Genomic DNA, 24,498 nt, shown 5'->3' with positions numbered 1-24,498 from the left:
CATGGACGATCCAGGAAGCGGCTGATCGCTCAGACACCAGTCTCCAACTGGCGCAAGGCCTCGAACAAGACCACGGCCACCGAGACCGAGAGATTCAAGCTGCGCACCCCACCACCGTGTCGAACCGAGCCGGCCATGGGGATCATCAGCCGCAGTTCGGCCAGCTCCAGCAGCTCCGGCGGCAGACCGTCGCTCTCCCGCCCGAACAGCAGCCAGTCGTCGCTGCGGAAGCGGCATTGGTGGTATGGCTGATCGGCCTGGCTGCTCAACGCCAGCAGCCGCCCTCCACGCCGCTGCTGCTCCGCTCGGAGGGCCTCGAACGTGGGATGGAGGTGCAAGGGCACCCAGGGCCAGTAGTCGAGCCCCGCACGCTTGAGTTGGCGGTCGTCGAGGCTGAACCCCAGGGGTTCGATCAGGTGCAGCTCCGCCCCGGTGGCCGCACAGGTGCGGGCCACATTGCCGGTGTTGGGCGGTATCTGGGGCTGAAACAGCACCACCCGGGGAAGGTCGCTCACGGGTCCGGCACCGGCTGGCTGAGAGCATGCAGATCCATGGCACGGCCCTGGATCACCAGCCAGCTGGCCTGGGCCAGGGGCTGCAACCGTTGCTGCAGCCCCCCCAGCCGATCCCGGAAACGGCCGCCGATCACGGTGGGAGGCACCACCCCCCAGCCGGTCTCCTCCGTCACGATCAGCTGAGGCGCGCAGCAGCTCAAGAGCGCCTCCAGCAGGCCCAGCTGCCGTCGCTCCCAGGCATCGGCGTTGAGATCGAGGTGATGGGCAAGCCAGGTGCCGAGGGAATCGATCAGCAGGTGGTGATCGGCGGGGGCACGCCCCAGGGCCGACTCCAGCTCCCCCTCCACCTCCCAGGTGGCCCAGTGACCGGGTCGCCGGCGCCGGTGCAATTGCAGGCGCTGCTGCCAGGCCGGATCATCCGCAGCAACAGCTCCGGTGGCGATGTAGAGCACCGGACGGCCACTGTTGGCGACCAGATGCTCGGCCCAGCGGCTCTTGCCACTGCGACTGGGACCACTCACCAGGGTGAGCCCAGCCCCGGCACGTTGCTCAACCACCCCCATTCATGTTTCGCAGAGTGGCCACCGAAGATGGCGAAACACGGTTGAGATAACGGAAGATCCAATACTTGAATATAGTTGCTAGTATCACCGGAAATGTGGCTATAAACAAAAGTATAAAATTCTCCCGTTGCGGCAGTCCCAGGTGATTGGCTACACCATCGAGCAGAACGGTCCAGCCCTCTGGACTATGAAAGCCAACAAAGATATCGGTGAACAGGATGATGGCAAAAGCTTTGGCACTGTCGCTCAGTCCATAAACGAGCTCATCAAGGAACCCGCGCAGCACGCGAATTTCCTCCTGACCGAAGAAACAGACCAGAACGAAGCCCGCCATGGCAAACAGATCGGAAAGCACGTTCTTGATGGCGCGGGTGCTCTGACTGTCCGCCTCCTGTTTGAGCTCTTCGGCCCGGAGCGCAAGCGCCTGGTGCAGCTCCTCATTGGTCGGCAGGACAGAGCCCTTGAGCAGGGCGGCGAACTCGATCTCGGCCTTGTAGATCCGCAGTTTCTCCACAGCCGCCTCCTCCAGCTGGGGCTTGGTGTAACTCAGAAAAGGCACATCGGGAGCAAAGCGATCCACCAGGGGGGAGATCACGAAGGAGCGGCTGGCCTGCTGCATCAACAGAGGCACCAGCACCAGCAACAGCAAGACGCGCAGGGACACCAGCGTGGTGTCGCGGCGGCGGCGAAAGCCCGCCACCACGGTGGCCTCGGCTTCCGGATCCAGCTGCTGGCGCACCCGCTCGACGGCACCCATCAGGCTGCGGGGCAGCAGCTCGGGGCTGCGACTGAGGCTGGCCGAGCCTGAACGCGAGCTGTAGCGGGCTTCGACGGACTCGATCAGCTGCAGCTGCCGCTGTTGCTGGGAATCCAGTTCATGGCGGCGGGGCTTGAGCTCCTCGAGGCTCTCGCGGCATAGCTGCAGGGCCGCCCGGAACCGGCGCAACATCTGGTTGCGCACCTGCCGGGGCACGCTCAGCTCCAGGTCCGTGCGGACGGGCCGATCGGCGAAGAACTCGATCTCGATGCTCTGGATCAGCAGGGCGGCCTCATAGGCGCGCTCAAGCTGCTGAACAAGATCGCTGGAGCGTGCCTTGCCGAACGTACCCATCCAGTCGCGCAGGGCCATCGGTGATCAGCGGGAGAAAACCCACCAGGTGAGCATCGGCACGATCGTTCCCACCACCAGCAGCACGATCACCCACTGGAAGCCTTTGCTGTTGGCCGTCTCCTCCCGGGTGGGGATGTTGCTCACCACCGGGGCGGCTGTCTCCTCCAGGGGTGGGCCAGGATCTTCTCCTCCCTGGAGCACCGTTCCCAGACGATCCAAGGCAGTGAGGGAGGCCTGGCGGTAGCGGCCCCCCAGCCGCAGCGGAACAGCCATGGTGCTGTCGGCGGTGTCGCGCAGAAGCGAGGCCGGCAGCTGCTCCAGCAGCTCGGGGCTGGCCACCACCGCAGCGGTGTTGGTCTGGGCATCGATCAACAGCAGCAGCGAAGCACCGGAGCTGGGCTCGGAGGCCGACCACGACTCCAATGCCTGCTGGCCGAGGGCATCGAGTTCCAGGCCGTAGTCAAGGCGGGGAACGGTGAGCAATCGCGCCTGGACGTGATCGCTCTCAAGGTCGGCCAGGCGACGCTCCAGCTCCGCAGAGGTGGCGCGGCTGAACAACCCGGCGGTGTCGATCAGATGCTGCGAGCCTGGCGGCGTGGGCAGGTCACGGATCCCCACGGCCCAGACAGCGGGAGCCGCAGCCAGCAGGGCAATCACCAGGGCGGTGATCACTGCCATCGATCGGGTTATCAGACGCACGGGCAGCGGAGGACGGATCATTGCTCCACAGTTTGCCTTCAGCTGGCCAGCCTGTCGCGTTTGAGGGCCTCCACAGCATCGAGGATCTCTCCAGCCCTGCCTCCGCTCAGCCAGCAATGTCGCCTGGGAGTGGCCAGGCTGGCGGCTCGAATCCGTGTCAGCGTTCACGCTGAACCTCAGCCGTTCCGTGTCGACCATGCCCACCCCGGCCCGTTTCACCCTGGCCACAGGGTTGCTGGGGCTGGGGCTCTGCCTGCTCAATCAACTCACCGCTGCTGAGCTCAACCCCGCCCTGGAGCGCGCCGGGGTGCTTGCCAGCCTGATGGCGGTGGGGCTGATGCTGGTGGCCGTGCTCTGGACCCGGGCCGTGCCGCTCACCCCGGAGCGGGTGGAGCTGCAGGGGGAGCAGGGGCTGGAGCTGGATTCCCTGCTGCCCCAGGAGCTGGGGCTTGAGCTGGCCTGGGGGAGCCGCCTGCTGCTCACCGCCACCCCGGCCGCCAGCCTGCTGATCCACTGGAGGGGCAGGACCCTGCTGCGGCGGGGTCTGCTGGGGACCAGCCCCTTCGAGCCGGGGGAGATCTGCCGTCGGGCCACCACAACCGCCCGGGCCATCTCCCTGGTGAACCTGAAGCTCTACCCAGGCCGCGACGAGTTCCGCTGCCTGCCGGAGGGAACGCCCGCTGTGCTGGTGCAACCCATCGGCAGTGAGGGCTGGCTGCTGGCTGGCGGCTGGTCGCCGCGCTGCTTCAGCCGCAGCGACGAGCTCTGGGTAGAGGGCTGGGCCGAGAAGCTCAGAACGTCACTGGAGCAGGAGGGCGTTTTCCCTTCGAGGGAGGAGGCACCTTCAGCTCCGAGCGCACCCGTCCCCCCGGGGTCATGAACTCAGCCTGGCCCTTGGCTCCGACCTTTCCGAACAGCTGCTCGCTGCGGGTTATCTGATGGTTCTGATCCCTCTCCAGCTGAACGCCCCCACGGGCTTCGATGGCCTGGTTGTCCCAGCGCCAGAGGCATTCCCTGGCCTGGAGACGCTCGCCGGGCTGGCGCAGGCGGCAACCGCTGGGGATGATCGCCGTTTTCTGGTTCAGAACCAGCCGCAGCGAGTCGCCGGCCACGTGCAGCTGATCGACTACGCCGGTGAAGGGCAGGGCCGTGCTGAGCACCTGCTCCTTGGAGTTCCAACGGGTGCGCTGGGCATCCAGCACCGCCTTCCGGGAGGAATCGGCGAAGCGCACCGGCGCCAGGAGATCCACCACCTCCTCGCGAGTGTTCCCTTCCAGCGCCGAACCGGTGACGGTCTGGACGGTGCCCTTCTCGCCGGCGGGGCGCCGCTCCCCCTTCACCGGACCCGCCGCCACCAGGGCACCGGTGTCAGCCAGCCAGTCGGCCTGGCTGGCGCGCAGATCGAGCTCCGGCTGCTGCAGGCGGGTCTTGCCGCGCAACTCCAGCTTGGCTTTGTCGAGCAGGAACTTGGCCTTGGTGGCACTCAGGCGGCTCCGACCCTCCGTGAGCAGGGGCTTCCCCTCGATCTCCATCACCTGCCGACTTGGCGTCCAACGCACCCGATCACCGCTGATCAGAGAGCCTCTGGGACCGAGCACCAGGATGCGCACCTTGCCTTCCAGCTGAATCACCTCGCCGTCATTGATCACCAGGCCGCTGGTGGCCTCCACCTTGTAGCGGGGCTTGCCGGCGGCGTAGATCACCCCGCGGGGTTGCGTGGCGCGGGCGACCCGCCGCTGCAGGTCGTAGCGGGCCTGGGGGCTGGTGAGCTCCCAGGCCGGCCGACCCTTGCCATCCTGCTGGCGGAGGTTGAGCGAACGGAACACGAAGGGTTGAGTTTCCTTGGGTTTGATGGCCTTGCGCTCGCAGCCCAGCAAGGCCACCAGCGGCAGTCCGAGGATCAGGGCAGCCGCCAGCACGGCCCTCACAGCGAGCCATCCAGTTCAAGGCGTGCCATCACAGGTTCCGGCTCCGGCAGGAGGGTGCCCGCCACCAGGGCACCCCAGCTCAGACGCTCCTGCCAGGGGACCTGCACGCCAGTGGGGCTGCTCTGGCCTCCAGGCGCGGCACCACTGGGCGCCAGGGGCTGATTCAGCTGAAGCAGCATGCGGGCGGAGAGATCGGGCAGGATCGGGACCAGTAGCAGCGCCACGTGCCTGGCTGCCTCCAGCACCGCGTAGAGGTCGTCGGCCACCTGCTGTCGCTGGCCCTCCTGCTTCATCCGGCTCCAGGGTGCCTGGTCGTTGAGGTAGCCATTGGCGCTGATGGCGAGCTGCAGGGCCGCTGCGGCGGCCTGGCGGAAATCCAGCCGCTCCATGCCATCGATCACCTGCTCGCGCGCCACCAGGGCCGCCTGGGCCAGCGGATGGCTGCTGCCCACGTCCTCACTGGGGAAAGGAACCGCCTGATCGAACCAGCGGCGGGCCATCGAGGAGGTGCGGTTGAGCAGGTTGCCGATCGTGTTGGCCAGGTCGTTGTTGACCAGGTCGCTGAAGCGCTGCTGCTGCACGTCGCCATCGTCACCGAAGGGGATGTCGCGCAGCAGATACCAGCGCACGGCATCGGGGCCGCAGCGCTCCAGGAGCTCCCCCGGATCGAGCACATTGCCCAGGGATTTGCCCATCTTCTGCCCCTCCCGGGTGAGAAAGCCATGGCCGAACACCCGCTCCGGCAGCTCCAGCCCTGCCGAGAGCAGCATCGCCGGCCAGTAGACCGCATGGAAGCGCAGGATGTCCTTGCCGATCACGTGGATACTCGCCGGCCAGCCCCGCTGACTCAGCAGAGCCAGGTCGGGCGGATCGCCAGGCTCCAGCAGAGCCGTGAGGTAGCCGAGCAGGGCGTCAAACCAGACGTAAAAGGTGTGGCCCTCATGGCCGGGCACCGGGATGCCCCAGGGCAGATCCAGTCGTGACATTGAAAAGTCGCGCAGCCCCTGGGCCACGAAGTTCTCCACTTCCCGCCGACGACTGGCCGGAGCGATGAAACCGGGTCGCTGGATCAGCTCCTCGATGGCCTGCTGGTAGCGGGAGAGCCGAAAGAAGAGATTGAGCTCGTCACGCCATTCCAGCGGCCGCTGGTGGGTACTGCACTCGGGCGCGCGGGCCTCAGGCGGATCGTCCTTGAATTCCTCGCAGGCCACGCAGTACCAGCCCCGCTGGCGCCCTTCCACCACGTCGCCGGCCGCTTCCACCCGCCGGAAAAACTGCTCCACCAGCAGGTGGTGACGGGGCTCGGTGGTGCGGATGAAGCGGTCGTGGCTGATCTGCCAGCGCTGCCACAGGTTGCGGTATTGATCGCTCACCTGATCGCAGTGGGCCTGGGGGGTGAGCCCGGCCGCCTCGGCGGTGCGCTGGATCTTGAGGCCGTGCTCGTCACAGCCCGTGATGAACAGCACCGGCCGCCCCATCAACCGCTGGAAGCGGGCCAGGGCATCACAGGCGAGCGTGGTGTAGGCGCTGCCGAGATGGGGCTTGTCGTTGACGTAATAGAGCGGAGTGGTGAGGGTGTAAGTCATCGGCGGTGGTGAAGGGCCCGCTGCGCCGCCAGAGCGACCCTGCGCCGGGGCCGGATCCTACCGAGTGCCACTCCAGGGCTCTCTCCAGTGGAGGGGCAACCCATGCATCGGCACAATCGGGGTCGTGGAGTACGCCACCACCCCGATGCGAACACGAGACGATCAGGCGGCCGTGGTGGTCTGGGGTGGCGGCAGCGGCGGGGTGGCCGCTGCTCTCCAGGCCGCCAGGGGCGGCGCCGACACCCTCCTGCTGACGCCAGGACCCTGGCTGGGGGGCATGGTGAGTGCGGCGGGGGTCTGCGCTCCGGATGGGAACGAACTCAGCCCCTGGCAGAGCGGGCTCTGGGGAGCGCTGCTGCGAGCCCTGCAGCGGGAGGAGACCGAAGGCCTCGACCAGAACTGGGTGAGCTGTTTCGGCTGGCGGCCCGCCAGCGCCGAGCGGGTGCTGCGTGGCTGGGTGGACGCCGAGCCCCGGCTGCGCTGGTGGAGCGGCTGCCGGCTGCAGCAGCTGGAGCGCTCCGGCCCCCGGCTCACGGCCCTGGTTCTGGAGCACCGGGGTGAGCTGGTGCGGCTGGCCCTGCAGCTCGCCATCGACGGCAGCGATCGCGGAGATCTGCTGCCACTGGCGGAGGCACGCTTTCGCATGGGCTGGGAGGCCAGCGACGACTGGAATGAACCCAGCGCCCCCAGCCAGGAGCGATTGGAGGAAGATCCCTTTTTCCAGCGCCAGCCGGTGCAGTCCCCCACCTGGGTGGTGCTGGCGCAGGAGTCGGATGGGCCCTGCCCTGCAGTTGGCACCCCAGCTCCCCCGTTCGAGCGGGCCACCCAGACATTCGGCCTGGAGCGCACCCTCAGTTACGGCCGCCTGCCTGGGGGCTTGGTGATGCTCAACTGGCCGCTGCATGGCAACGACTGGCACGACGGCCTGGAGCGGGCTTTCAGCGCCGATCCCAGCGACCAGGCGGAACTGGAGCAAGCCATGCAGCAGCACAGCCTGGAGTTTCTGGGCGCCCTGCGGGAGGCCTCCGGCGGTTGGTTGCAGCCGGCCCGTGTGTTCCCCAAGGCCGCCGGGGCCGGCTCAGAGCTGGCAGGCCCCTCAGCCCTTGCCCTGATGCCCTACTGGCGGGAAGGGCGGCGAATGGTGGGCCACAGCCTGGTGCTGGAGCAGGATCTGTTGCCCCTGATCCCGGCCGGCGCCAAGGGCAGCTCCGACGACGACGGGGCCTGGATCGGGCCGATCCCTGTCGATGGAGATGGCCGCTGCAGCGCCATTGCGGTGGGCAACTACGCCAACGATCACCACTACCCCGGCGAAGATTGGCCCCTGGCCGCCAAGAGCTGCCGCTGGGGTGGCCGCTGGAGCGGCACTCCGTTCATGGTTCCCTACGGGGCGCTGGTGAGCGCCGATCTCGACAACCTGCTGGCGGCCGACAAGGCCATCAGCTGCAGTCACATGGCCAACGGCGCCACCCGGCTGCAGCCGCTGATCCTCAACATCGGCCAGGCCGCCGGGGCGGCGGCGGCCCTCTGCGTCGCCTCCGGCACGGCGGCAGCCGCCCTCGACGTGCGGCTTCTGCAGGAGGCACTGATCAGCGACCCGGTGGCCCCGGCCGGGCCCATGCCCCTCTGGGACACCCCCTGGCACCATCCCGACTGGAAGGGGCGCCAGCGTCGCGCTCTGCAGGAACCCGGGCAGCTGCAGCCACGGGGAAACCTGGCAGGCAGCCAACCGCCCAGCCCCTTCCAGGCGCCGGGCGAACCCCATGAACAAGTCTTCGCCGGCACCCTGGTGCCTGATGGAGCCGGGGGCTACACCCTCATGGGCGATGGTCGCCCCTGGCCGCTGATCACCCTGGAGCCGGGTCTGCACCATTGGCTGCATCGGCAGGAAGCTCCCCGGCCGGTGCGCCTGATCGGTGTGGCCAATCCCTGGGGGCCCTGGCTGCGGGTATCGCGGCTGGAGGCAGGATCGGCGCCGCCCTAACGGGCCTCCAGCCGCAGCAGATCGGAGAGGGAATCCACCTGCTGGACTTGAACCGTGAGCGCATCCCCTGGCTGACACGACTCCGGAGCCCGCACGGGCTGATCCATCGCCAGGGCCTCCAGGTGCACCAGGGCCAGGCGATCCTGGGGCCGCAACCAGCGCAGGAAGATCGCCTGCCAGCGCTCACTCCGGTGCTGCTCGAACCAGACCTGCTGCCAGTGGCGCTGGTCCTCTCGACTGATCTGGATCCCTTCGCGAATCACCGGATCGAGCTCCTTCAGCAGCTCCTCCATCTGGGTTGCCTCAAGGGGCTCCTGACCGGCCGATCTGGCGGCCAGCTGCCGCTGGGCCACCAGATCGGCGTAGCGACGAATCGGCGAGGTGACCTGCACATAGGCCGGCAGCCCCAGGCTGAAATGGGGGCTGACCGCTGCGCTGGTACTGCCGCGGCTGAGGCAGCGGCGCAGGGCCGCGTGGCGGACGGGTCCATCCGGAAGGGCCTGGAGTTCACTCTCGGGCGGCAACTCACTCACCGGTTGGCCACGGAACGGCATGGCCAGGCCCAGCTCGGCGGCATGAGAAGCCACCACCGAACCCGTGAGGATCATCGCTTCGGCCACCAGGGCCCGCGCCGGCGAGGGATCGGTGATCTCCAGTTCGGCGTCGTCACCCGTGCAGCGGATCCGTCCTTCGCTCTGCTCCATCGAGAGAGCCCCCTGGGCCTCACGCCAGCGGCGGCGGCGCTCGAGCAGGCGCTGCAGCTGGGCCAGGTCGGGTTCCTCGGGCGGGGCCAGATCGATCAGGGCATCGCCATCGTTGTAGGTGAGGCGGTAGGTGGGACGAATCCAGCTGCGAACCAGCTCATGGCGGGCCACGCTGCCGTCTTCTGCCAGCTCCATCGCACAGCTCCAGGCGGCGCAGCGCTGCCCCTGGCGCAGGCTGAAGGGACCCACCGCCAGGGGCAAGGGGAACATCGGCACCACCCCGGAAGCCAGATAGAGGCTGGAGGCCCGACGACGGGCCTCCAGATCGAGAGGGGAGCCGCTCGCCACCAGCCGCCCCGGATCGGCGATGTGAACCCACATTCGCCAGCCGCCGCCAGCCAGCGACTCCAGCGCAACGGCGTCATCGATCTCCTCGGTATCGGCGTCATCGATGGTGTAGCTCCGCAGGGCGGTGAGATCCCGGCGGCTCTCATCTCCGGGCTGCTCCAGCTCGGCCTGGGCCAGCAGCCTCTCGGCGTCCTCCAGCAGGGCCGAATCAAACCCCTGCTCCCAGACGCTGCTGCGCAGGGAGGGCAGGGCATGGGGCTGCCACTGGCCCAGGTCAACCAGCAGGCGGCGCACCGAACCGGGTTCGATGGCGCATTGGGCCGCCTGGAGAGCGCGGCGCAGCTCCGGATCGGGCAGCTCCTCGATCTCGCCGCCGGCGAAGGCAAGCAACTGCTGCAGCTGCCTGGTCTGGGCGGGATCGAGCTCAGCAGGATTAAGGGGGGTGCGCTGGCGCAGCAGGTCGTGCCACTGCTGCAGGCGCCGCTCCTCCAGAACCTGAAGGCGCCGATCGTGGCGAAGCTGGCGCAGATCGTGCAGCGAACGGGGGTGCACCCTGCCCTGACGCCAGCGGAACAGGTGCTGCTCGCCCTGCTGCAACCAGCACCAGCAGGCGGCCCGCACAGCTGGACTGTCAGCGCCTGCCACCAGCTCAGTGAATTCGTCAAGGCCGATCCCCTCCGCAGGGGGTGCCTCGACAAGCAAAAGCCAGGCCGCGCCGAGATCACGGCGGCCCGGTGATGCAGCCGCCAAGGCGGCGGGCACCAGCTGCCAGGGCGGCTGATCCAGCCGTGTCGGCGGCTCGTGGACCCCTGGCAAGGCAGCCAGCAGATCGATCTGCCGCATCGGGATGGTCTGGGACTTCGCGTCCCAGCCGGCCCTGAGGCGGGCACGGCTGCCAGTTATGGCCTCGATCAGGGCCAGTTCAGGTCCCTTCGAGCCGATCAGACCGACCAGATCACCCGGTTGCAAACTCCGTGCTCCGCAAGGGCAGGGGAAGGGCCGCTCAGCCTTCGGGATTCACGAAGGGGAGCAGCGCCACAATCCTGGCCCGCTTGACGGAATTGGTGAGATCGCGCTGCTGCTTGGCAGTGAGACCGGAAAGGCGACGGGGAAGGATCTTGCCGCGCTCGGTGATGAACTTCTTGAGCAGATCGACGTCCTTGTAGTCGATCGGATCACCGGGCTTGATCGGTGAAAGGCGCTTCTTGAAAAAGGAACTGGACATGGGTTGGCGGAAACGGACGGGGAACGGAAGGACGAGCTGCTGGGGTCAGTGCCGAGGGCTATGACCCGGTGACCTCACTTGATCTCTTTGTGGACCGTGCTCTTGTTGCAGTGAGGGCAGAATTTCTTCAGCTCCAGCCGTTCAGTGGTGTTGCGGCGATTCTTCTGGGAGGTGTAACGGGACACCCCAGGAGAGCGCTTGGCGGGATTGGACCGGCATTCGGTGCACTCGAGAGTGATCACGATCCGGACGCCCTTGTTCTTGGCCATAGGAAGGACGTGCGCCGCTTGATGCGAGGCGTAATGACAATCCGACACCTTACCCCGCCGGGCTCCGGCATTCCGATCCTTAGGATCTGGTCCTTGATTGATGCAGGCGAATGCGGGTCTCGCTCCAGTGGTTGCGGGAACTTGTCTCCTGTGATGGACCGGTTCAGGAGCTCGCCGAGCGCCTCTCGATCGCCGGCTTCGAGGTGGAGGCGATCGACGACCTCGCCAGTCAGGCTGAAGGAGTGGTGGTCGGCTATGTGGAGGACAGGCAGCCCCACCCCGATGCCGACCGGCTGAGCGTCTGTCAGCTGCGGGTGAGCCCTCCGGGCTCGGACGAACCGCTGCTCCAGGTGGTCTGCGGGGCCGCCAACGTGCGCACCGGAATCCATGTGCCCGTGGCCCTGGTGGGGGCCCATCTCAGTGCCGTGGATCTGACCATCCAGGCCAGCGAACTTCGGGGCGTTGCCAGCACTGGAATGATCTGCTCCCTCAAGGAACTGGGTCTGGCCGACAGCTCCGATGGCATCGCCGTGCTCGATGAGCTGCTGGAGGCAGTGCCCCCGCTGGGAACCCCGGTGGCGGCGGCCCTCGGCCTCGACGACCAGGTGCTGGAGCTGGCGATCACAGCCAACCGCCCCGATGGGCTCTCGATGCTGGGCATCGCCCGTGAAGTGGCCGCCCTCACCGGCGGCCAGCTCAGCCTGCCCCCCGCCGCGCCGGTGATCGCCGCTGAGCCGCTGCCGGTGGAGCCGGCCAGCGCGGCGGCGATCGAAACTGGCGGCCTGTTCAGCCTCACGGCCCTCACAGGAGTGCGTGTGGAGCCCTCCCCCGCCTGGCTACAACGTCGCCTGGAGCGGGCCGGCCTGCGGCCGATCAACAACGTGGTCGACATCACCAACCTGGTGATGCTGGAAACAGGTCAGCCCCTGCATGCCTTCGATCAGGGCCGGCTGGCGGTGCTGGGGGGGCGTCCGGCCGATGCAGCAGCTGATTTGGTGGCCGATCCGGCGGATCTCGGGCTGCGCTGCGCCCATGCAGCTGAGGCCTTTGATGCCCTTGATGGCTCCAGCCACCAGCTCAGCCCCGAAGCGCTGGTGGTGACCTACGCCAACCAGCCGATCGCCCTGGCCGGGGTGATCGGCGGCGCCGGATCGGCGGTGCAATCAGACACCGAGACCCTGTGGCTGGAAGCCGCGATGTTCAGCGCCGAGGCCGTCCGCCGCAGTGCCCGCAGCGTGGGCCTGCGCACCGACGCCAGCGCCCGCTTCGAGAAAGGACTCCCGGTCGAAGTCACCCTGTTGGCCGCCGACCGGGCCGTGCAGCTGCTCCAGAACCTGGCGGGCGCCCGGGTGCAGGGCCGCTGGCTGCACCAGCGCCCCCATCAGCCGGCCGATCCCCTGCGCCTGCGCCGCGATGCCCTGCACAACCTGCTCGGTCCGGTGCTGGTCGACGGCCAGGAAGAAGATCTGGCCGACGGCCGCATCGAGCAGACCCTCACCGCCCTGGGCTGCAACCTGCAGGCCGATGAAGAGGGCTGGCTGGTGACGGTGCCCCCGTCACGATCGATGGACCTCACCAGGGAGGTGGATCTGATCGAAGAGGTGGCCAGGCTCGTGGGCTACGACCACTTCGCCAGCCACCTGCCCGACCCGATCGAACCTGGCGGACTCGAGGCCGGCCAGCAGGCGGAGCGGTGGCTGAGGCAAGCGCTCTGTCACGCCGGGCTGCAGGAAACCTGTGCCTTTTCGCTGGTGCCTGCCCAGGGTTTGGTTGAGCATTCGCCACGGCTGGGGCTCACCAATCCCCTGCTCACCGACTACGGCCATCTGCGCGACAGCCTTCTGGATGAATTGTTGCTGGCGGCCCGCCGAAACCTGCAGGCCTCGATGCCCGGTTTCTGGGCCTTCGAGATCGGCCGTGTCTTCCAGATCGAGCCGAGCAACCTGATCGAGCGCAGCGAGCTGGCCGGGGTGCTCTGCGGCGAGCGGCGCTCGGAACTCTGGAGCAGCGCCGGCAAGGGGCGCAGCCCCGACTACTTCGAAGCCCGCGGTGTTCTGCAGCAGGCCCTGGCCGCCTTGAAGATTCCCTGCGAGGACCGCGCCACCAGCCACCATCCCCTGCTCCACCCCGGTCGGGCCGCCGAGCTGCTGGTGGAGGGCCGGGTGGCCGGTTGGTTCGGCCAACTCCATCCTGAGCGGGCGGAGGCCCTTGATCTGCCGGAGGCCACCCATCTGTTCCAGCTCGCCCTGACACCGCTGCTCAGCGCCGCCACCCGGCGCAACCGCTGGCAGCCTGCCTTCGCTTCCTTCGCCACCGTGCCGGCCTCCGAGCGCGACCTGGCCTTGGTGGTGCCCGACAGCGTCACCGCCGCCCAGCTGCTGGGCGCGATCCGCAAGGCGGGCAAACCCCTGCTGGAATCAGCGGAGCTGATCGATCGCTACCAGGGCAGCCAGGTGGAGGCAGGGAACGCCAGCCAGGCTTTCCGCCTGCGCTACCGCGACGCCCGCCGCACCCTCACCGAGTCGGAGGTGGAGCAGGCCCACACGAAGATCCTGGGCGCCCTTCAGAAGCAGTTCGGAGCCGCCAGGCGTTCCTAGGCCCGGGGTCCGTCCATACCACTGCACCCCAATGGCTCAGTCAGCGGGGGTTTCCCAGGTGCGTTCCAGCACGGCGAGGGCCTCCACGTGCTGGGTCTGGGGAAAGAAGTCGATCGGCTGAACCCGCAGGAGACGCAGCGTTCCCGGGGCCGTGAGCCTGGCCAGGTCGCGCGCCAGGGTGGCCGGGTTGCAGCTCAGGTAAGCCACCCGCTCGGGCGGTGCGGCCAGGATCGCTTCGCAGACCCGCTCCGGCAAACCCTTGCGTGGCGGATCCAGCAGCAGCCCGTGGGCTCCCTCCAGGGCTTCGGGCAGGGCCAGAGCCACATCAGCGGCTTCGAGGGTCAGACCATTGAGCCCATTGAGTCCGGCATTCAGCCGGGCCTGCTCCACGCTGGAGGGGTGCTGCTCCAGGCCCAGCACCCGAGCACCGGCGGCGGCCAGGGGCAGGCTGAACGTGCCGATGCCGCAGTAGGCATCGACGAGGCGGCGGCCAGGGGCCGGGAGGAGGGCCTCGATCAGCAGGGGCACCAGGCGCTCGGCCTGGGCGGTGTGCACCTGGAAGAAGGTGTCGGGACCGATCCGGAGCTCGAGGCCCGCGAAGCTGTCGTTCAGCCAGGGACGACCGGCGATCTCCAGGGTGCGCGGTCCCATCAGAGTGTTGGTGGGCAGGGGCTGGATGTTGAGGCCGACGCCCACCAGCTCAGGCCAGCGCTCCATCCAGATTTCCGCCATGGCCGCCAGGTCGGGCAGGTCACTGTGGCTGCTGATCAGAGTGAGCAGCACTTCACCGCTGTGGTGCCCGACTCGCAGGGCCAGGTGGCGAAGGCCGCCGCCCTCAGTCAGATCCACATCCACAGGCCAGTCGCTCTGCTCCAGATCGCGCTTGAGCGGAGCGATCAGGCAATCGATGCGGGGATCGAGCACCGGGCAGCGGTTCATGTTCACGATCCGGTGAGTGCCGCTGCGGTAGAAACCCGCCCGCAGTTGCCCATCGGGACAGCGCTCCAGGGGGATCGTGGTGCGGTTGCGATACCCCAGGGGGGTGGCTGAGGCCAGGATGGGCTCCACCTCAAGCGTCTGACCGCCGATGCGGCGCAGGGCCTGCTGGACCAGTTCCTGCTTCCAGGCCAGCTGGGCCTGGTCGCTGAGGTGCTGCACGCCGCAGCCGCCGCAGTCGGAAGCAAGGATGCAGGGGGGCTGACGCCGCTCGGGGGCATCGTTGTGTCGCTCCAGAGGATGGGCCACCAGATGGCGCTGGGCCTTGTGGTGCACCCGGGCACGCACCCGCTCCCCCGGTAAGGCATCGGGCACGAAGACCACCAGGTCGGGAGCCGTCCCTTCATCGGAGGCGATGCGCGCCACACCCTGGCCGTGATGGTTGAGGCCGGAAATGCACAGATCCAGTTCCGTTCCTGGGACCGGCAAGGGAAGTCCCATCGGGATCGGAGCGCTTTGGACGTTGAGCAAACCCTAGATGCAAAGGGGCGTTACATCTGAAGACGTCCTCCTGCAAGGGGGTTCCCGGATCGATAAAGTGATCTGGCGCCTGGTGTCCTCGATGAGCGTCGTTCGGGATCTGATCCTCCAAGCCGATGATCAGCTGCGGTATCCCAGCGGCGGAGAGCTCCGCTCGATGGCGCATTACCTCTCAGGAGGTCCCCAGCGCATCCGCGTGGCCAGGGCCTTGACGGAGAACGAGAAAAAGATCGTCGACGAGGCCGCGCGCCTCCTTTTCTCCCGCAAGCCTGAGTACGTGGCCCAGGGCGGCAATGCCTACGGCCAGAAACAGCGGGCCCAGTGCCTGCGCGATTTCAGCTGGTATCTGCGACTGGTCACCTACGGCGTACTGGCTGGTAGCACCGAGAAGATCCAGGAGATCGGCCTCAACGGGGCTCGTGAGATGTACAACAGCCTCGGTGTGCCCATGGCCGGCATGGTCGAGAGCATGCGAGCCCTGAAGGAAGCTTCCCTGGCCCTGCTCGGCACCGATGACGCCGCCAGCGCTTCCCCTTACTTCGACTACCTGATCCAGGGTATGCAGACCCCTCTCTGAGCCTGGGGTCAGCAGCATCTTTTTTTCAAGGGCTTTCCCACGGCCGGCTAAAAAGCTCAAGGTCAGTCAGTCGATTTGGGCTGACTTCTTGATGATGGGCACCCAGTCACCCCAGGGATGCAGTCACCCTTGGGGATACAAGTCATCGACCCCCATTCATGGAGTGTGATCGGGCTGCGCGAGCTCGACTAGCCAATGCCAGAAGTCTCATCATGGTCTAAGCATGAGTCTTGAGCCTGGGTAACCGTGAGACGCTAGGGATTGACTTCAGCACCCTCCTGACGTCAGCCCCAGGAGATCGAACATCACAACCAACCCCTGCCAACCCCGCCAACCCGCATCGCTCCATTGAGCACTGTCTAGGCCGTCTCAGCATGGACCAGAGCTAGGACCCAGAGCGGGACGCATACAAGGTCATCACGACTGATCCAACAGGATGGACCTGCCGCCAGGAGCGCCCTCTGCACGGCAACCGCTCAACCAGACCCCGCAGCCAAAGCATTAATCAGCGGGGGAGCAGGAGGTCACTCATGGAATTCATCCGTGTCGCAGTTCAAGACCTATTCTGCGTCCTGAACTGGACAAACAAGTCCATTTCGAGACCAAGGCCTGGTCTGACCATGCTTCTCATACGAGACGATTCAGAAGGAGGCTGAGCTCGGGCTTGGCTCGTCTCGAAAGGCGTGATTTCAGCATCGCCCCAGGAGCCAGCACTGTTCTTGCAGCCAGAATCGATTGCGTACCTGTGTCTACAGCAGGTACGCAGAAAGATTGAAGTTGGCTATGACTGGCTTTTCAGCGGTTCCACAGGCCCTGGACTTCGTGTCCAAGCGCAACAGGACAGGCACTGCAGCCGAAAAGAACAGACCACCCCATCAAGCGCCTGACGCCCTAGAGGCGCTCAGGAGGCGATTGAGCAACCACTAAACAGGAGGCGAACGAGCGACACCAAGTCGAAGGATGGAATCCTCGATCCCGCCAACATTCCCAGAAGCAGCTCACGCTTCTCATCCGAGACGAGTACAGAGACCCACAAGAAGTCTTGTCTGAGATGTTCGCAACAGCTTTGGCGCCCCGTTCAGGCCGGCCGGCGATAGAGCTCCTTGAGTAATTGATAGGCCTCATTGAGGCGGCGCATCGCGTCGGCGCTGCCTCCTGAATCGGGGTGGTGGCTCATGGCCTGCTCGCGGTAGGCCTCACGGATCTGGTTGAGACTGAGCTGGTGACCCGGGGCCGTCGGCAGGGCCAGCACCTTCAAGGCACCGTGCAGCGTCATCGTGTGCTCCAGGCTCTGGAAGGAGGTGCCCTGGCGGCGGCGGCGGAAGCGATGCACGAAGCGACGGATCAGCGTGGGGATCCGCAACGTGAGTGTGCCGGTGCTGAAAGGATCCTCAAGCAAGCCAGCGGCCACGATCACCCGGCTGAACCTGGGCGGTCCAGGCGACCAGCCACTCACGAAGCCACTGATCCACTGTTCCATCAAGGTCCAGGTGAAGGGCCGCCCCTCCGACTGATCTGACTGAGCCCAGATATCGCGGGCCAGCCAGAGCATGGCCGCCTCCAACACCGCCTCGTTTGCGGCCGTGCCGTAGAGGCTGAGCCAGTGCTCATCGACAGCAACCAACGCCTGATCCAGTTCAGGGGCCTCCACAGACGGCAGCGGTTCTCGGGCAGTGGCAGGCAGGGGATGCAGGCTGCGTCTCAGCCGCGCCGACGACTGACGCACGAAGCCGGGCAGATCAATGCCGGCAGAACCCGCGACGTCTCGGGGCTGCTTGGGCTGCTCACCACTGGGAGATCTGGCCAACAGCTGGAGTGAGGGCTGATCTGAAAACTGAGGCTCTCCATCCCCTGCATCAAGTGTGAGCAGCTCGGCCGCCTGCTCCGTGACCAGCACCAGGGCCCGGCAGCCATCCAGCTCCTCCTCAACCCCGGCCTCGTCCTTGTCTCTCTCCTCCTCCAGACCGTCGGCGTTGGGGAAGAGATCTTCCAGCAGGCGCTCAAGCAGGGCCCCGCGGCTGCGGTGGCCCAGCTGTCTGCACAGCTCATCGATCTGCTCCACCTGGGCGACGGGCAGGATCAGCTGAATTCTCTGGCGATCCGCCTTCGTGTCGTCGGGGGGCACGGCAACCTGTTCAGGTCGGGCTTAACGGCCCATCAACTGCCTGAGAAAGCGTTGCTGGGCCTCGGCGGCCTCGTCGTAGCGATCCCGCAGCGTCTGAGTCTCCTGGGGGGAGGCCGGAGTGGATGTGCCCATGGGCACCTCCGCCACGGTGGGCGAGCCTGCAGGCGTCTGGTTCAGCAGCCTCAGCGGCGGCAGCGGCGGCAACCAGGCAGGCACGATCGCGGGCCTGAGCAGCGGTGGGGGCGGTGTGGGCCGGGCACTGGCGGGCTTGGCAGGTCGACGGACAGGAGCGGCCTGAGCGGGGGTGATGGTCTGAGCCGGGCGGGCTGCGGCGGTGGGAGCCGCAGGCCTCTGACCTCCAGCGACCGCCGGCGGGGCCGCCGCTGGAGTGGTCTTGCGCTTGGCTGCTGCTGCCGAGGCGGCAGCAGCAGCTCGGGCGATCTCAACCTGGCGTTCCCGCTCGCGCAGCTGGGCGAGCTGATAGGCCGGCACAACGCTGAGCAGATGACCTGGGGTGGCATCAGCGGGGTAGACCATGCTCACCTTGACGCGGTTGTTGACACCGGGGCGAAGGTTCAACGAACTCAGCGAGAGACTTTCACCTGAGCGCATGCCCACATGAACTTCGCGATAGCCCTCGTCGGTTTCGATTCCGATCGATCCGCGAAACGCGGTGAACTGACGACCATTGGCGGTGGGATGGCTGAAAACCAGGTCATGGGGGCCTGAGCCCTTCAGATTCATCTCGACATCGAAGCGCACGCCATAGGTGCCCACGTTGTCGAGAGAGGAATCGACCATGCGGCTGGCCAGGGCATTCACCTGGATCTCCCCGGTGCCGAAATGGTGGCGGTTGGTGCTGGTAAAGGGCACATGCAGGGGTGCCTGGTTCAGGTCGTGGTTGATGCTGGCCTGGAAGGCATCGCCGAGTGCCACCCCACCGACCCTGGAAAACACCTGGCGGTTCTGGATCTTGGGGAGCATGCTCAGGTAGATCCGGCCTGGAGCCAGTACCCCCTGGTCGAGAACAGCTAACAGATCGGAGTCGGTACGGGGATCCTCAGCGGCCACAACCGCCATCTGGAAGGGACCATCACTGCGGCCGCTGAGCAGGCCGTTGGCAATGCCACGTGCAGGAAGCCTGGTGTGGAACAGAACGGCCCGGCTGTTGGCTGGAATCGTGAACCGTTGGGGCAGCTTGGGATCAAGCTGATTCCGCAGCATGATCACAGCTGTGGCATCGCCTGGCCCAGTGTTCCAGGGCCTGGGACCCAGGGGCTTGACCCCCATCAGGTGATTCGCCAGATAGGGCGCCTCGAAACTGTTGCGCACAGCGCCACGGTCGAAGTGGAGCGTGACCGGCCTGGAGCCGGGATTCATCACGATCGTGGCAAGGGTGAGCTGCCCACGCACCAGGCCGTAGCCGAGGCGGGTGGCATCTTCGGGGTAATACTTGTGATGCATGTGCAACCCGAATTCACCGTTGAAAGTGAAGTTGGTGTTGCTCAGTCTCTGACCGGTTTCCCTGGCCACTGCTGATCCGGGGGCCGTGTTGACAAGGATGCCCGGGCCGAACACCTCTTCCGGCTGGTTGGAGTGCAGCACCGGCACGGCGTTGAAACGGCCCTGCAGAGGGCGTGCTGCCTGTCCTGCCATCAGCTGCACATAAGAGGCCCGAGCAGCAGGTGCCTCCAGAACCGCGCCGGCCCCGGACAGGGTGGCTACCGCAGCGAGACCAATGGGACCAATTCTTCTCACTCTGATTCTCTACTGGGACGGTGTTTCGGTTTTGCGGTGGCCTCTTCCGCAGTCGCTGGGTCAGGACCCTTGGCTGGGGGGAGGTCTCGCAGGCACCTGCTCCGTGGCCCCATCGAGGAGGAGACGGCGCATCAGGGGTGGACCGCTCGCTAGAACCGTCCTTGCACGTGACATTTTCTCATGTTTCCTCCCCTGCCTTGCTTTGGTGGTTCAGGCTGCGACCCCGAAACCAGCCGCCGTCAGCATCAGGAGCGCAAGATGCGCATGCTCACCTACTGGCGGGACGGGGTCGAGCGGCAACTGGCGGCGGTGAATGCCGCGATCAGCACGCTGGAGAAGCAGATCGCCCGCGATGCATCCCCGGATCAGGGCTGAAGCTCAGACTCTCCCCTTCCATCCGCTGCCTCAAGGTATCCAGCGCCCGAGCCAGCAAGCGATGCACGGTCATCGGGCTCACCTGCATCTTGCGGGCCGCGCCCCTGAGGCTCTGGCCCGCCAGCACCACCTCCTGGACGGCGGTGCGTTGGCGCAGCTCCAACTGGGCCAGCAGCGACATGATCCGATCGCCAGCTTCGCCTCCCCCGGGATCTCCCTCCGTTTCGGGCTCGGTGGCGGCGATCCGTTCCTCCTCCCCGTCCAGGCTGGTGAGCCTGCCCAGCTGGCGCAGCTGCTCGAAGTGCTGCCACTGGGCCTCACTCAAGCCCAGCAGCAGCCTCAGGCTGGAGTTGGCCAGGGGTTCCGTGCGGCGGCTACCTTCGGCGCCTCCAGCGGTCTGGTTCTGCTGCAGCCGGCGCAGGCGGTCCTCCAGCTCCCGCTGTCTCCGGGGGAGCCTGATCACAGGCGCCTGATCACGGAGGTAGTGGAGGATCGCCCCGCGGATGTGATGGCGGGCAAAGGCCTCGAACGGGGTGCCCTGATCGCTCTGGAACAATTCGGCTGCCCTGAGCAGGCCCAGCAGGCCCACCTGAGTGAGATCGTCTCGGCCCTCGCGGCATAGGGAGCTGTAGTGATGGGCGATCGGTCTCACCAGTTCCAGGTGCCTGGCCACTCGGTCGTTGCGCTGGCGCAGACGCCGGCTCAAGCCAGAGCGGCTGGGGCGGCTGGGGCGGGATTGAACAAGGGAAGCGCTGGTCATCGGAATAGAGAAAGGTGGATGTAGTTGGAGTTGGAGCCAGATCAAGGAGCCACGACCTAGGGTCGCTGCCCCTTTCCAGATACGGACCAGCCAGCAGGTCCCGGCAACCGTGAAACCACGGAATGGTCCGAGCGGTGGGTTCATGCCGTGTCGATCCGATCCGTTAGGAGCCGATCCGATCCGTACCGGTCCGATCAGTACCGAGCAAGCTTTCGATCGCAGGCCTCAGCCTCTCGCCGCCGCCGCCTGGAGCAGGGCCCAGGGGCCCTCACGTTGCAACCAGGCCAGTTCCGAGCCTTCACTCAGCAGCAGGTAGCCGGCAAACCCGAGAGCATTGACGCTGAAGCCCGCCACATGCTCCCGTTCGCGCCGCACCGTCAGGAACCAGTGGTCACTGAACATCAGGTTGTAAGGATGGCGAGGTCTGGGGTCGCCGGCGGGTTCGCCCAGACCGAGGGCCAGGGCATGGGCGCGGTAAGTGGCAGCCAGGGCTTCGGCTCCCTCGTCGGGCCTGCGGGGGCTGAGTCTGTAGGACCAGGGCCAGGGTCCGCCCACTCCGGCCAGCTGGGCACGCAGCAGCCCATCCAGCGGGCAGGCCGCCTGGTCGCCGTGGCGCGGCAGCAGTTGGAGATGGCGATGGGGCTGGCTTGCCCCGGCCTCGGCACAGCTGTTGAAGAACCAGAGCCCGCCGGTGTCGGCATCGACCTTGGCGACCGCTGCCCAGTCGCCGTCATCGAGCCAGCCTGACTGGGGCTCATAGGCCTGGGTGATCAGCAGGACATGGCCCGCCTGGACGGGGTACTTGTTCAGCAGCACCAGATGGCGGTGTCCCAGCAGGCGCACCTGCAGCGGCGAATCCCAGGGGCGGAAAGGATTGGGCTTGGGACCCTGAGCCCGCAGGTGCTTCGGGGTGGCGGAGAGCAGGCGGCGCAGCTGAAACGGTTCCCAGCCCTGGGGGGGGATCAGCTCCGTCTCCAGCGGAACGAGACTGCCGCTCTTGAGAGCATGACGGCCACGCTCAAGCGCCTCGACCCAGATGCTCTCAGTTCGCTCCACCGATCTGCAACCGTGCCAGGGACGCCCCCTGGTAGTAGTGACCAAGGATCTGGTTGTACTGCTGGCCCTGAATGGCCAGTTGCTGGGCACCCTCCTGGCTCATGCTGGCTCCCAGATGTCCATGGGCCTCCAGGGTGATCTGGGAATTGGCCGCGTAGAGGCTCTCAACGATGCCCCCCTGGTAACTGAGGATTAGGCCATTGGTCCGCTCGGTGGCCTCCCTGGTGCGGGCCGTGACCGACTCCAGCCCCCGGTAGGCCTGCCAGCGGGTCGTGTCCCCCAGATGCCAGTAGCGGTTGGCGGGCCGGGCCAGATGGGCCAGGGCGTAGGAGCGGGCCGCCACCGCCTGGGCCTTGAGCGCCTCCATCGACCAAGAACTGGGCATTTCTGCCCCCACCACCGAGGCGATGTAGCGCTCCAGCGGCAGGTGGTTGATCGGGGTGATGCCGCTTCCCTCCCGCAGCAGCCGCAGGCGGCCCTCATAGGGCAGACCATTGACCAGCAAGGCCTGGCCGCCGGCGCTCTCCAACCAGAGATCAGCGCTCCCCTGGCTGCTCCAGTCCACAGATTCACCGGGACCGCCGCGGAGCAGCACCCGGCCATCGCCGTCCAGCAGCTGCCAGGGGCCCCTGGCCGAGAGTGTGGGCCTACCGGCCTGGCGCAGCAGGGCAACCCGCGCCTCCAGGGGAACGGGGCGCCCAGCGGCCGGCTCCGCCAGGGCCAGGTCACCGCTGGGGGCCATGCCGGAAGGGGGAGGGGGGATGGCCGCGTCGGCGCGGCGCGCCTGGATCTCCTCCAGCTGCCGCGCCTCTGACTGACGGTCGGGATCGTCGGCAGCCGTGGCCGGCAACAGCGCCTCCATAACCTTGGCGTCGAGGCTGGAGCGAGGCTCGGTAAACGCCTGCTGGGCCAGGAAGCCAAGGCCCAGAGCCACCACGCTCAGAGGCGCGGTGACGAGAACACGGTTCAGCCCTGGCCGGGCAGACAGCAGCTCCAGGCCTCGGCTTCTCCAGCCTCGACACCAGCGCTCAAGCGGCCATCCCACAGCAGTTGACCCGAACCCGACAGGCGGATCATGCCTGAAGACAGCCGTTCGCACACCATTCCGCCGCCCTGGAGGGATGGTTGCCAGCCCACCACCCGCTCGCGGCGCAGCTGATCACACCACCACGGGGCCACCAGGGCATGGGCGGATCCAGTGACCGGATCTTCGCTGATGCCGAGGCCCGGTGCCAGGAAACGCAATTGGTAGTCGGCCGGGAACCCCTGCACCGTGGGGGAATGGCCGCTGGCGTCCACCGCCTGCATCAGCACCAGGCCCTGGCGCACTTCTCCGCGCAGCTCCTGCGCGAGAGAGTCCCCATCCAGGCCAGCCAGGTCAATCTCCGGCGGCAACAGCGCCACCCAGTAGCCCAGGGCCGAACGCCAGCCGCGAACCGGCTTCACCCCCAGCAACCGATCCAACTCAGCGGGCAGGGGAGCGGGCTCAAGGCCTGCTGAGGGGAGCACCAGCTGGGCACGGCCCGCAGCGGACTCGCTCAGGCTCACCAGCAGCGGCCCTGAGCGGCTGTGCAGGCGGATCGAGGTACCTCGCGCCAGCAGGCCCCAGTGGCCGAGAGCCAGGGCGGAGGCCAGGGTGGCGTGGCCACAGAGCAGTACTTCACAGCGCGGCGTGAACCAGCGCAGGGCCCACTCACCCGCGGGCTCAGCCCCAGGCCCGAGGCTGCTGAGGGGCAGCAGGAAAGCCGTCTCCGACTGGCGGAGCAGGCCGGCCACCGCCTGCATCCAGGCAGCCGGGGCTGGCTGCTCCAGAGCCACGACCGCGGCACCGTTGCCCTGGAGCGGTCGCTCGGCGAAGGCCGTGATCAGGACGGCGGGCAGGGTGCTGTCGCTCATCGTTCCTCAGCCTTGAGATCCCGCTCCATCAGCGCGCGCACGGCCTCATGGGGTGTGATGCGCCCCTCGATCAGGGCCACAACCTGGGCGCAGATCGGCAAGCGGGCACCGCCCCGCTCCGCCAGGGCCAGGGCGGCGACGGCCGTTGATGGGCCCTCCACCGTGGCATCGATGGCCAGGATCGCCTCCTCGGCACTGAGTCCATCCGCCAGGTGCAGACCGAAGCGATAGTTGCGGCTGAGGCGACTGTTCGCTGTGGCCAGCAGATCTCCCAGCCCGGCAAGCCCATAGAGGGTGTCGGGAACTCCGCCCAGCTGCTGGCTGAGGCGGCCCATCTCCGCCAGCCCCCTGGTGAGCAGGGAGGCCTTGGCGTTGGCTCCCAGGCCCAACCCATCACAGACACCGGCCGCCACGGCCATGACGTTCTTGAGGGCACCGGAGAGCTCGGTGCCGATCGGATCGGTGTTTGTGTACAGCCGCAGTTGATCGCTGCTGAGGCCCTGCTGCAGCGACTGGGCCAGATCAGAGTGACGTGAAGCCAGCACACTGGCCGCCGGCAGCCCCATCTCGAGCTCGCCAGCCAGGTTGGGGCCACTCAGCACCAGGCTGGAGAGGCTGGGAATCGAGCGCTGCCATAGCTGGGAAGCGGTGAGGTGGTACTGCAGGTTCAGGCCCTTGGTGCAGCTGATCAGGGGCAACCCCGAAGGCCACCGGGGGGAGAGCCTCTGGGACAGCTCCGGCACGCCGGCCATGGCGACGGCGCAGAGGATCACGTCCTGGTCCGCCAGCAGGTCGGCGGGATCACCGCCGTCGCGGCGCGACCAGCTGCTGAGCTGGTGGCCACCCTGCTGGAACACCCGGCCAAGGGCTCGGCCCCAAGCGCCTTGCCCGAAGATGCCAATGCGCAGTGCCATCTCACCATGATGGGACATTCCTCTTTCGCCCC

22 protein-coding genes are annotated in these 24,498 nt (G+C 67.1%); 5 read left to right on the top strand and 17 right to left on the bottom strand.

Going from position 1 to position 24,498, the window contains the following annotated elements; translation table 11 throughout:
* Positions 1–29: 29 nt before the first annotated feature.
* The 4 genes from KBY93_RS02700 to psb32 are packed head-to-tail and all read right to left on the bottom strand — an operon-like array spanning position 30 to position 2,867.
* Positions 30–515: a tRNA (cytidine(34)-2'-O)-methyltransferase gene (locus KBY93_RS02700; protein ID WP_255092699.1), complete on the bottom strand. Its 486-nt coding sequence runs from the start codon at positions 513–515 to the stop codon at positions 30–32.
* A complete protein-coding gene (gene cobU, locus KBY93_RS02695) occupies positions 512–1,078 on the bottom strand; it encodes a bifunctional adenosylcobinamide kinase/adenosylcobinamide-phosphate guanylyltransferase (RefSeq protein WP_255092698.1) in 567 nt (188 codons plus the stop codon). The genes KBY93_RS02700 and cobU overlap by 4 nt, the downstream gene beginning before the upstream one ends.
* On the bottom strand, positions 1,065–2,207 hold the full coding sequence (pxcA, locus tag KBY93_RS02690; protein ID WP_255092697.1) for a proton extrusion protein PcxA: 1,143 nt from the start codon (positions 2,205–2,207) through the stop codon (positions 1,065–1,067). Before pxcA ends, cobU begins: the two co-directional genes overlap by 14 nt.
* Positions 2,208–2,213: 6 nt before the next feature.
* The gene (gene psb32, locus KBY93_RS02685; protein ID WP_255092696.1) at positions 2,214–2,867 is read right to left on the bottom strand and encodes a photosystem II repair protein Psb32; all 654 of its coding nucleotides are present in this window, start codon (positions 2,865–2,867) and stop codon (positions 2,214–2,216) included.
* Positions 2,868–3,042: 175 nt separating this feature from the next.
* On the opposite strand from psb32, the gene KBY93_RS02680 reads away from it, so the two are divergent.
* A complete protein-coding gene (locus KBY93_RS02680; protein ID WP_315856377.1) occupies positions 3,043–3,768 on the top strand; it encodes a cofactor assembly of complex C subunit B in 726 nt (241 codons plus the stop codon).
* Here KBY93_RS02680 and lptC read toward each other — a convergent pair.
* Positions 3,680–4,807 (bottom strand): LPS export ABC transporter periplasmic protein LptC, encoded by a 1,128-nt coding sequence (lptC, locus tag KBY93_RS02675; RefSeq protein WP_255092695.1) that lies wholly within the window; start codon positions 4,805–4,807, stop codon positions 3,680–3,682. The genes KBY93_RS02680 and lptC overlap by 89 nt on opposite strands.
* A 5-nt stretch (positions 4,808–4,812) precedes the next feature.
* Positions 4,813–6,402 carry a methionine--tRNA ligase gene (gene metG, locus KBY93_RS02670; RefSeq protein ID WP_255092694.1) on the bottom strand — a complete coding sequence of 530 codons (1,590 nt, stop codon included), beginning with the start codon at positions 6,400–6,402 and terminating at the stop codon, positions 4,813–4,815.
* Positions 6,403–6,547: 145 nt separating this feature from the next.
* Between metG and KBY93_RS02665 the strand changes: the two genes are divergently transcribed.
* Positions 6,548–8,386 (top strand): FAD-dependent oxidoreductase, encoded by a 1,839-nt coding sequence (locus tag KBY93_RS02665; RefSeq protein WP_255092693.1) that lies wholly within the window; start codon positions 6,548–6,550, stop codon positions 8,384–8,386.
* Here KBY93_RS02665 and KBY93_RS02660 read toward each other — a convergent pair.
* The 3 genes from KBY93_RS02660 to rpmG all read right to left on the bottom strand — a co-directional run bounded on the left by KBY93_RS02660 (position 8,383) and on the right by rpmG (position 10,932).
* Positions 8,383–10,407, bottom strand: a complete 2,025-nt coding sequence (locus tag KBY93_RS02660) for an RNB domain-containing ribonuclease (RefSeq protein WP_255092692.1) — start codon at positions 10,405–10,407, stop codon at positions 8,383–8,385. The two genes, KBY93_RS02665 and KBY93_RS02660, sit on opposite strands and share 4 nt — an antisense overlap.
* 34 nt (positions 10,408–10,441) lie before the next feature.
* Positions 10,442–10,663 carry a 30S ribosomal protein S18 gene (rpsR, locus tag KBY93_RS02655; protein ID WP_094553902.1) on the bottom strand — a complete coding sequence of 74 codons (222 nt, stop codon included), beginning with the start codon at positions 10,661–10,663 and terminating at the stop codon, positions 10,442–10,444.
* 74 nt (positions 10,664–10,737) lie between these two features.
* Positions 10,738–10,932, bottom strand: a complete 195-nt coding sequence (gene rpmG, locus KBY93_RS02650; RefSeq protein ID WP_006171446.1) for a 50S ribosomal protein L33 — start codon at positions 10,930–10,932, stop codon at positions 10,738–10,740.
* 110 nt (positions 10,933–11,042) lie between these two features.
* On the opposite strand from rpmG, the gene pheT reads away from it, so the two are divergent.
* Entirely contained in the window at positions 11,043–13,529 is a 2,487-nt protein-coding gene (gene pheT / locus KBY93_RS02645) for a phenylalanine--tRNA ligase subunit beta (RefSeq protein ID WP_255092691.1), read from the top strand.
* Between the two features lie 36 nt (positions 13,530–13,565).
* Here the strand turns inward: pheT and rlmD are convergent, their stop codons facing one another.
* The gene (rlmD, locus tag KBY93_RS02640) at positions 13,566–14,966 is read right to left on the bottom strand and encodes a 23S rRNA (uracil(1939)-C(5))-methyltransferase RlmD (RefSeq protein ID WP_255092690.1); all 1,401 of its coding nucleotides are present in this window, start codon (positions 14,964–14,966) and stop codon (positions 13,566–13,568) included.
* A gap of 121 nt (positions 14,967–15,087) precedes the next feature.
* On the opposite strand from rlmD, the gene apcD reads away from it, so the two are divergent.
* Positions 15,088–15,582, top strand: coding sequence for an allophycocyanin subunit alpha-B (gene apcD, locus KBY93_RS02635; protein ID WP_255092689.1), 495 nt, complete (start codon positions 15,088–15,090; stop codon positions 15,580–15,582).
* A 1,078-nt stretch (positions 15,583–16,660) separates the two neighbouring features.
* Here apcD and KBY93_RS02630 read toward each other — a convergent pair.
* Complete coding sequence (locus KBY93_RS02630; RefSeq protein WP_255092688.1) at positions 16,661–17,707, bottom strand: J domain-containing protein; 1,047 nt, start codon at positions 17,705–17,707, stop codon at positions 16,661–16,663.
* 21 nt (positions 17,708–17,728) lie between these two features.
* Positions 17,729–19,363, bottom strand: coding sequence for a DUF3370 family protein (locus KBY93_RS02625; protein WP_255092687.1), 1,635 nt, complete (start codon positions 19,361–19,363; stop codon positions 17,729–17,731).
* 282 nt (positions 19,364–19,645) lie between these two features.
* Between KBY93_RS02625 and KBY93_RS02620 the strand changes: the two genes are divergently transcribed.
* The gene (locus tag KBY93_RS02620) at positions 19,646–19,840 is read left to right on the top strand and encodes a sigma factor SigF (RefSeq protein WP_255092686.1); all 195 of its coding nucleotides are present in this window, start codon (positions 19,646–19,648) and stop codon (positions 19,838–19,840) included.
* On the opposite strand, the gene KBY93_RS02615 is transcribed toward KBY93_RS02620, so the two are convergent.
* The 5 genes from KBY93_RS02615 to KBY93_RS02595 all read right to left on the bottom strand — a co-directional run bounded on the left by KBY93_RS02615 (position 19,788) and on the right by KBY93_RS02595 (position 24,466).
* Entirely contained in the window at positions 19,788–20,600 is an 813-nt protein-coding gene (locus tag KBY93_RS02615; RefSeq protein WP_255092685.1) for a sigma-70 family RNA polymerase sigma factor, read from the bottom strand. The two genes, KBY93_RS02620 and KBY93_RS02615, sit on opposite strands and share 53 nt — an antisense overlap.
* A 225-nt stretch (positions 20,601–20,825) precedes the next feature.
* Positions 20,826–21,656, bottom strand: coding sequence for an ATP adenylyltransferase (locus tag KBY93_RS02610; RefSeq protein WP_255092683.1), 831 nt, complete (start codon positions 21,654–21,656; stop codon positions 20,826–20,828).
* A complete protein-coding gene (locus KBY93_RS02605; protein ID WP_255092682.1) occupies positions 21,643–22,593 on the bottom strand; it encodes a SpoIID/LytB domain-containing protein in 951 nt (316 codons plus the stop codon). The genes KBY93_RS02610 and KBY93_RS02605 overlap by 14 nt, the downstream gene beginning before the upstream one ends.
* 29 nt (positions 22,594–22,622) lie before the next feature.
* Positions 22,623–23,552, bottom strand: a complete 930-nt coding sequence (locus KBY93_RS02600) for a PhzF family phenazine biosynthesis protein (protein ID WP_255092681.1) — start codon at positions 23,550–23,552, stop codon at positions 22,623–22,625.
* The gene (locus tag KBY93_RS02595; protein WP_255092680.1) at positions 23,549–24,466 is read right to left on the bottom strand and encodes an NAD(P)H-dependent glycerol-3-phosphate dehydrogenase; all 918 of its coding nucleotides are present in this window, start codon (positions 24,464–24,466) and stop codon (positions 23,549–23,551) included. Before KBY93_RS02595 ends, KBY93_RS02600 begins: the two co-directional genes overlap by 4 nt.
* Positions 24,467–24,498: the final 32 nt, after the last annotated feature.

The organism is Synechococcus sp. J7-Johnson (genome assembly GCF_024345795.1).
Taxonomy (GTDB): Bacteria; Cyanobacteriota; Cyanobacteriia; order PCC-6307; family Cyanobiaceae; genus Regnicoccus_A.
The sequence above is the reverse complement of the archived record's forward strand: the minus strand, read 5'-3'. Positions and strand labels throughout refer to the sequence as shown.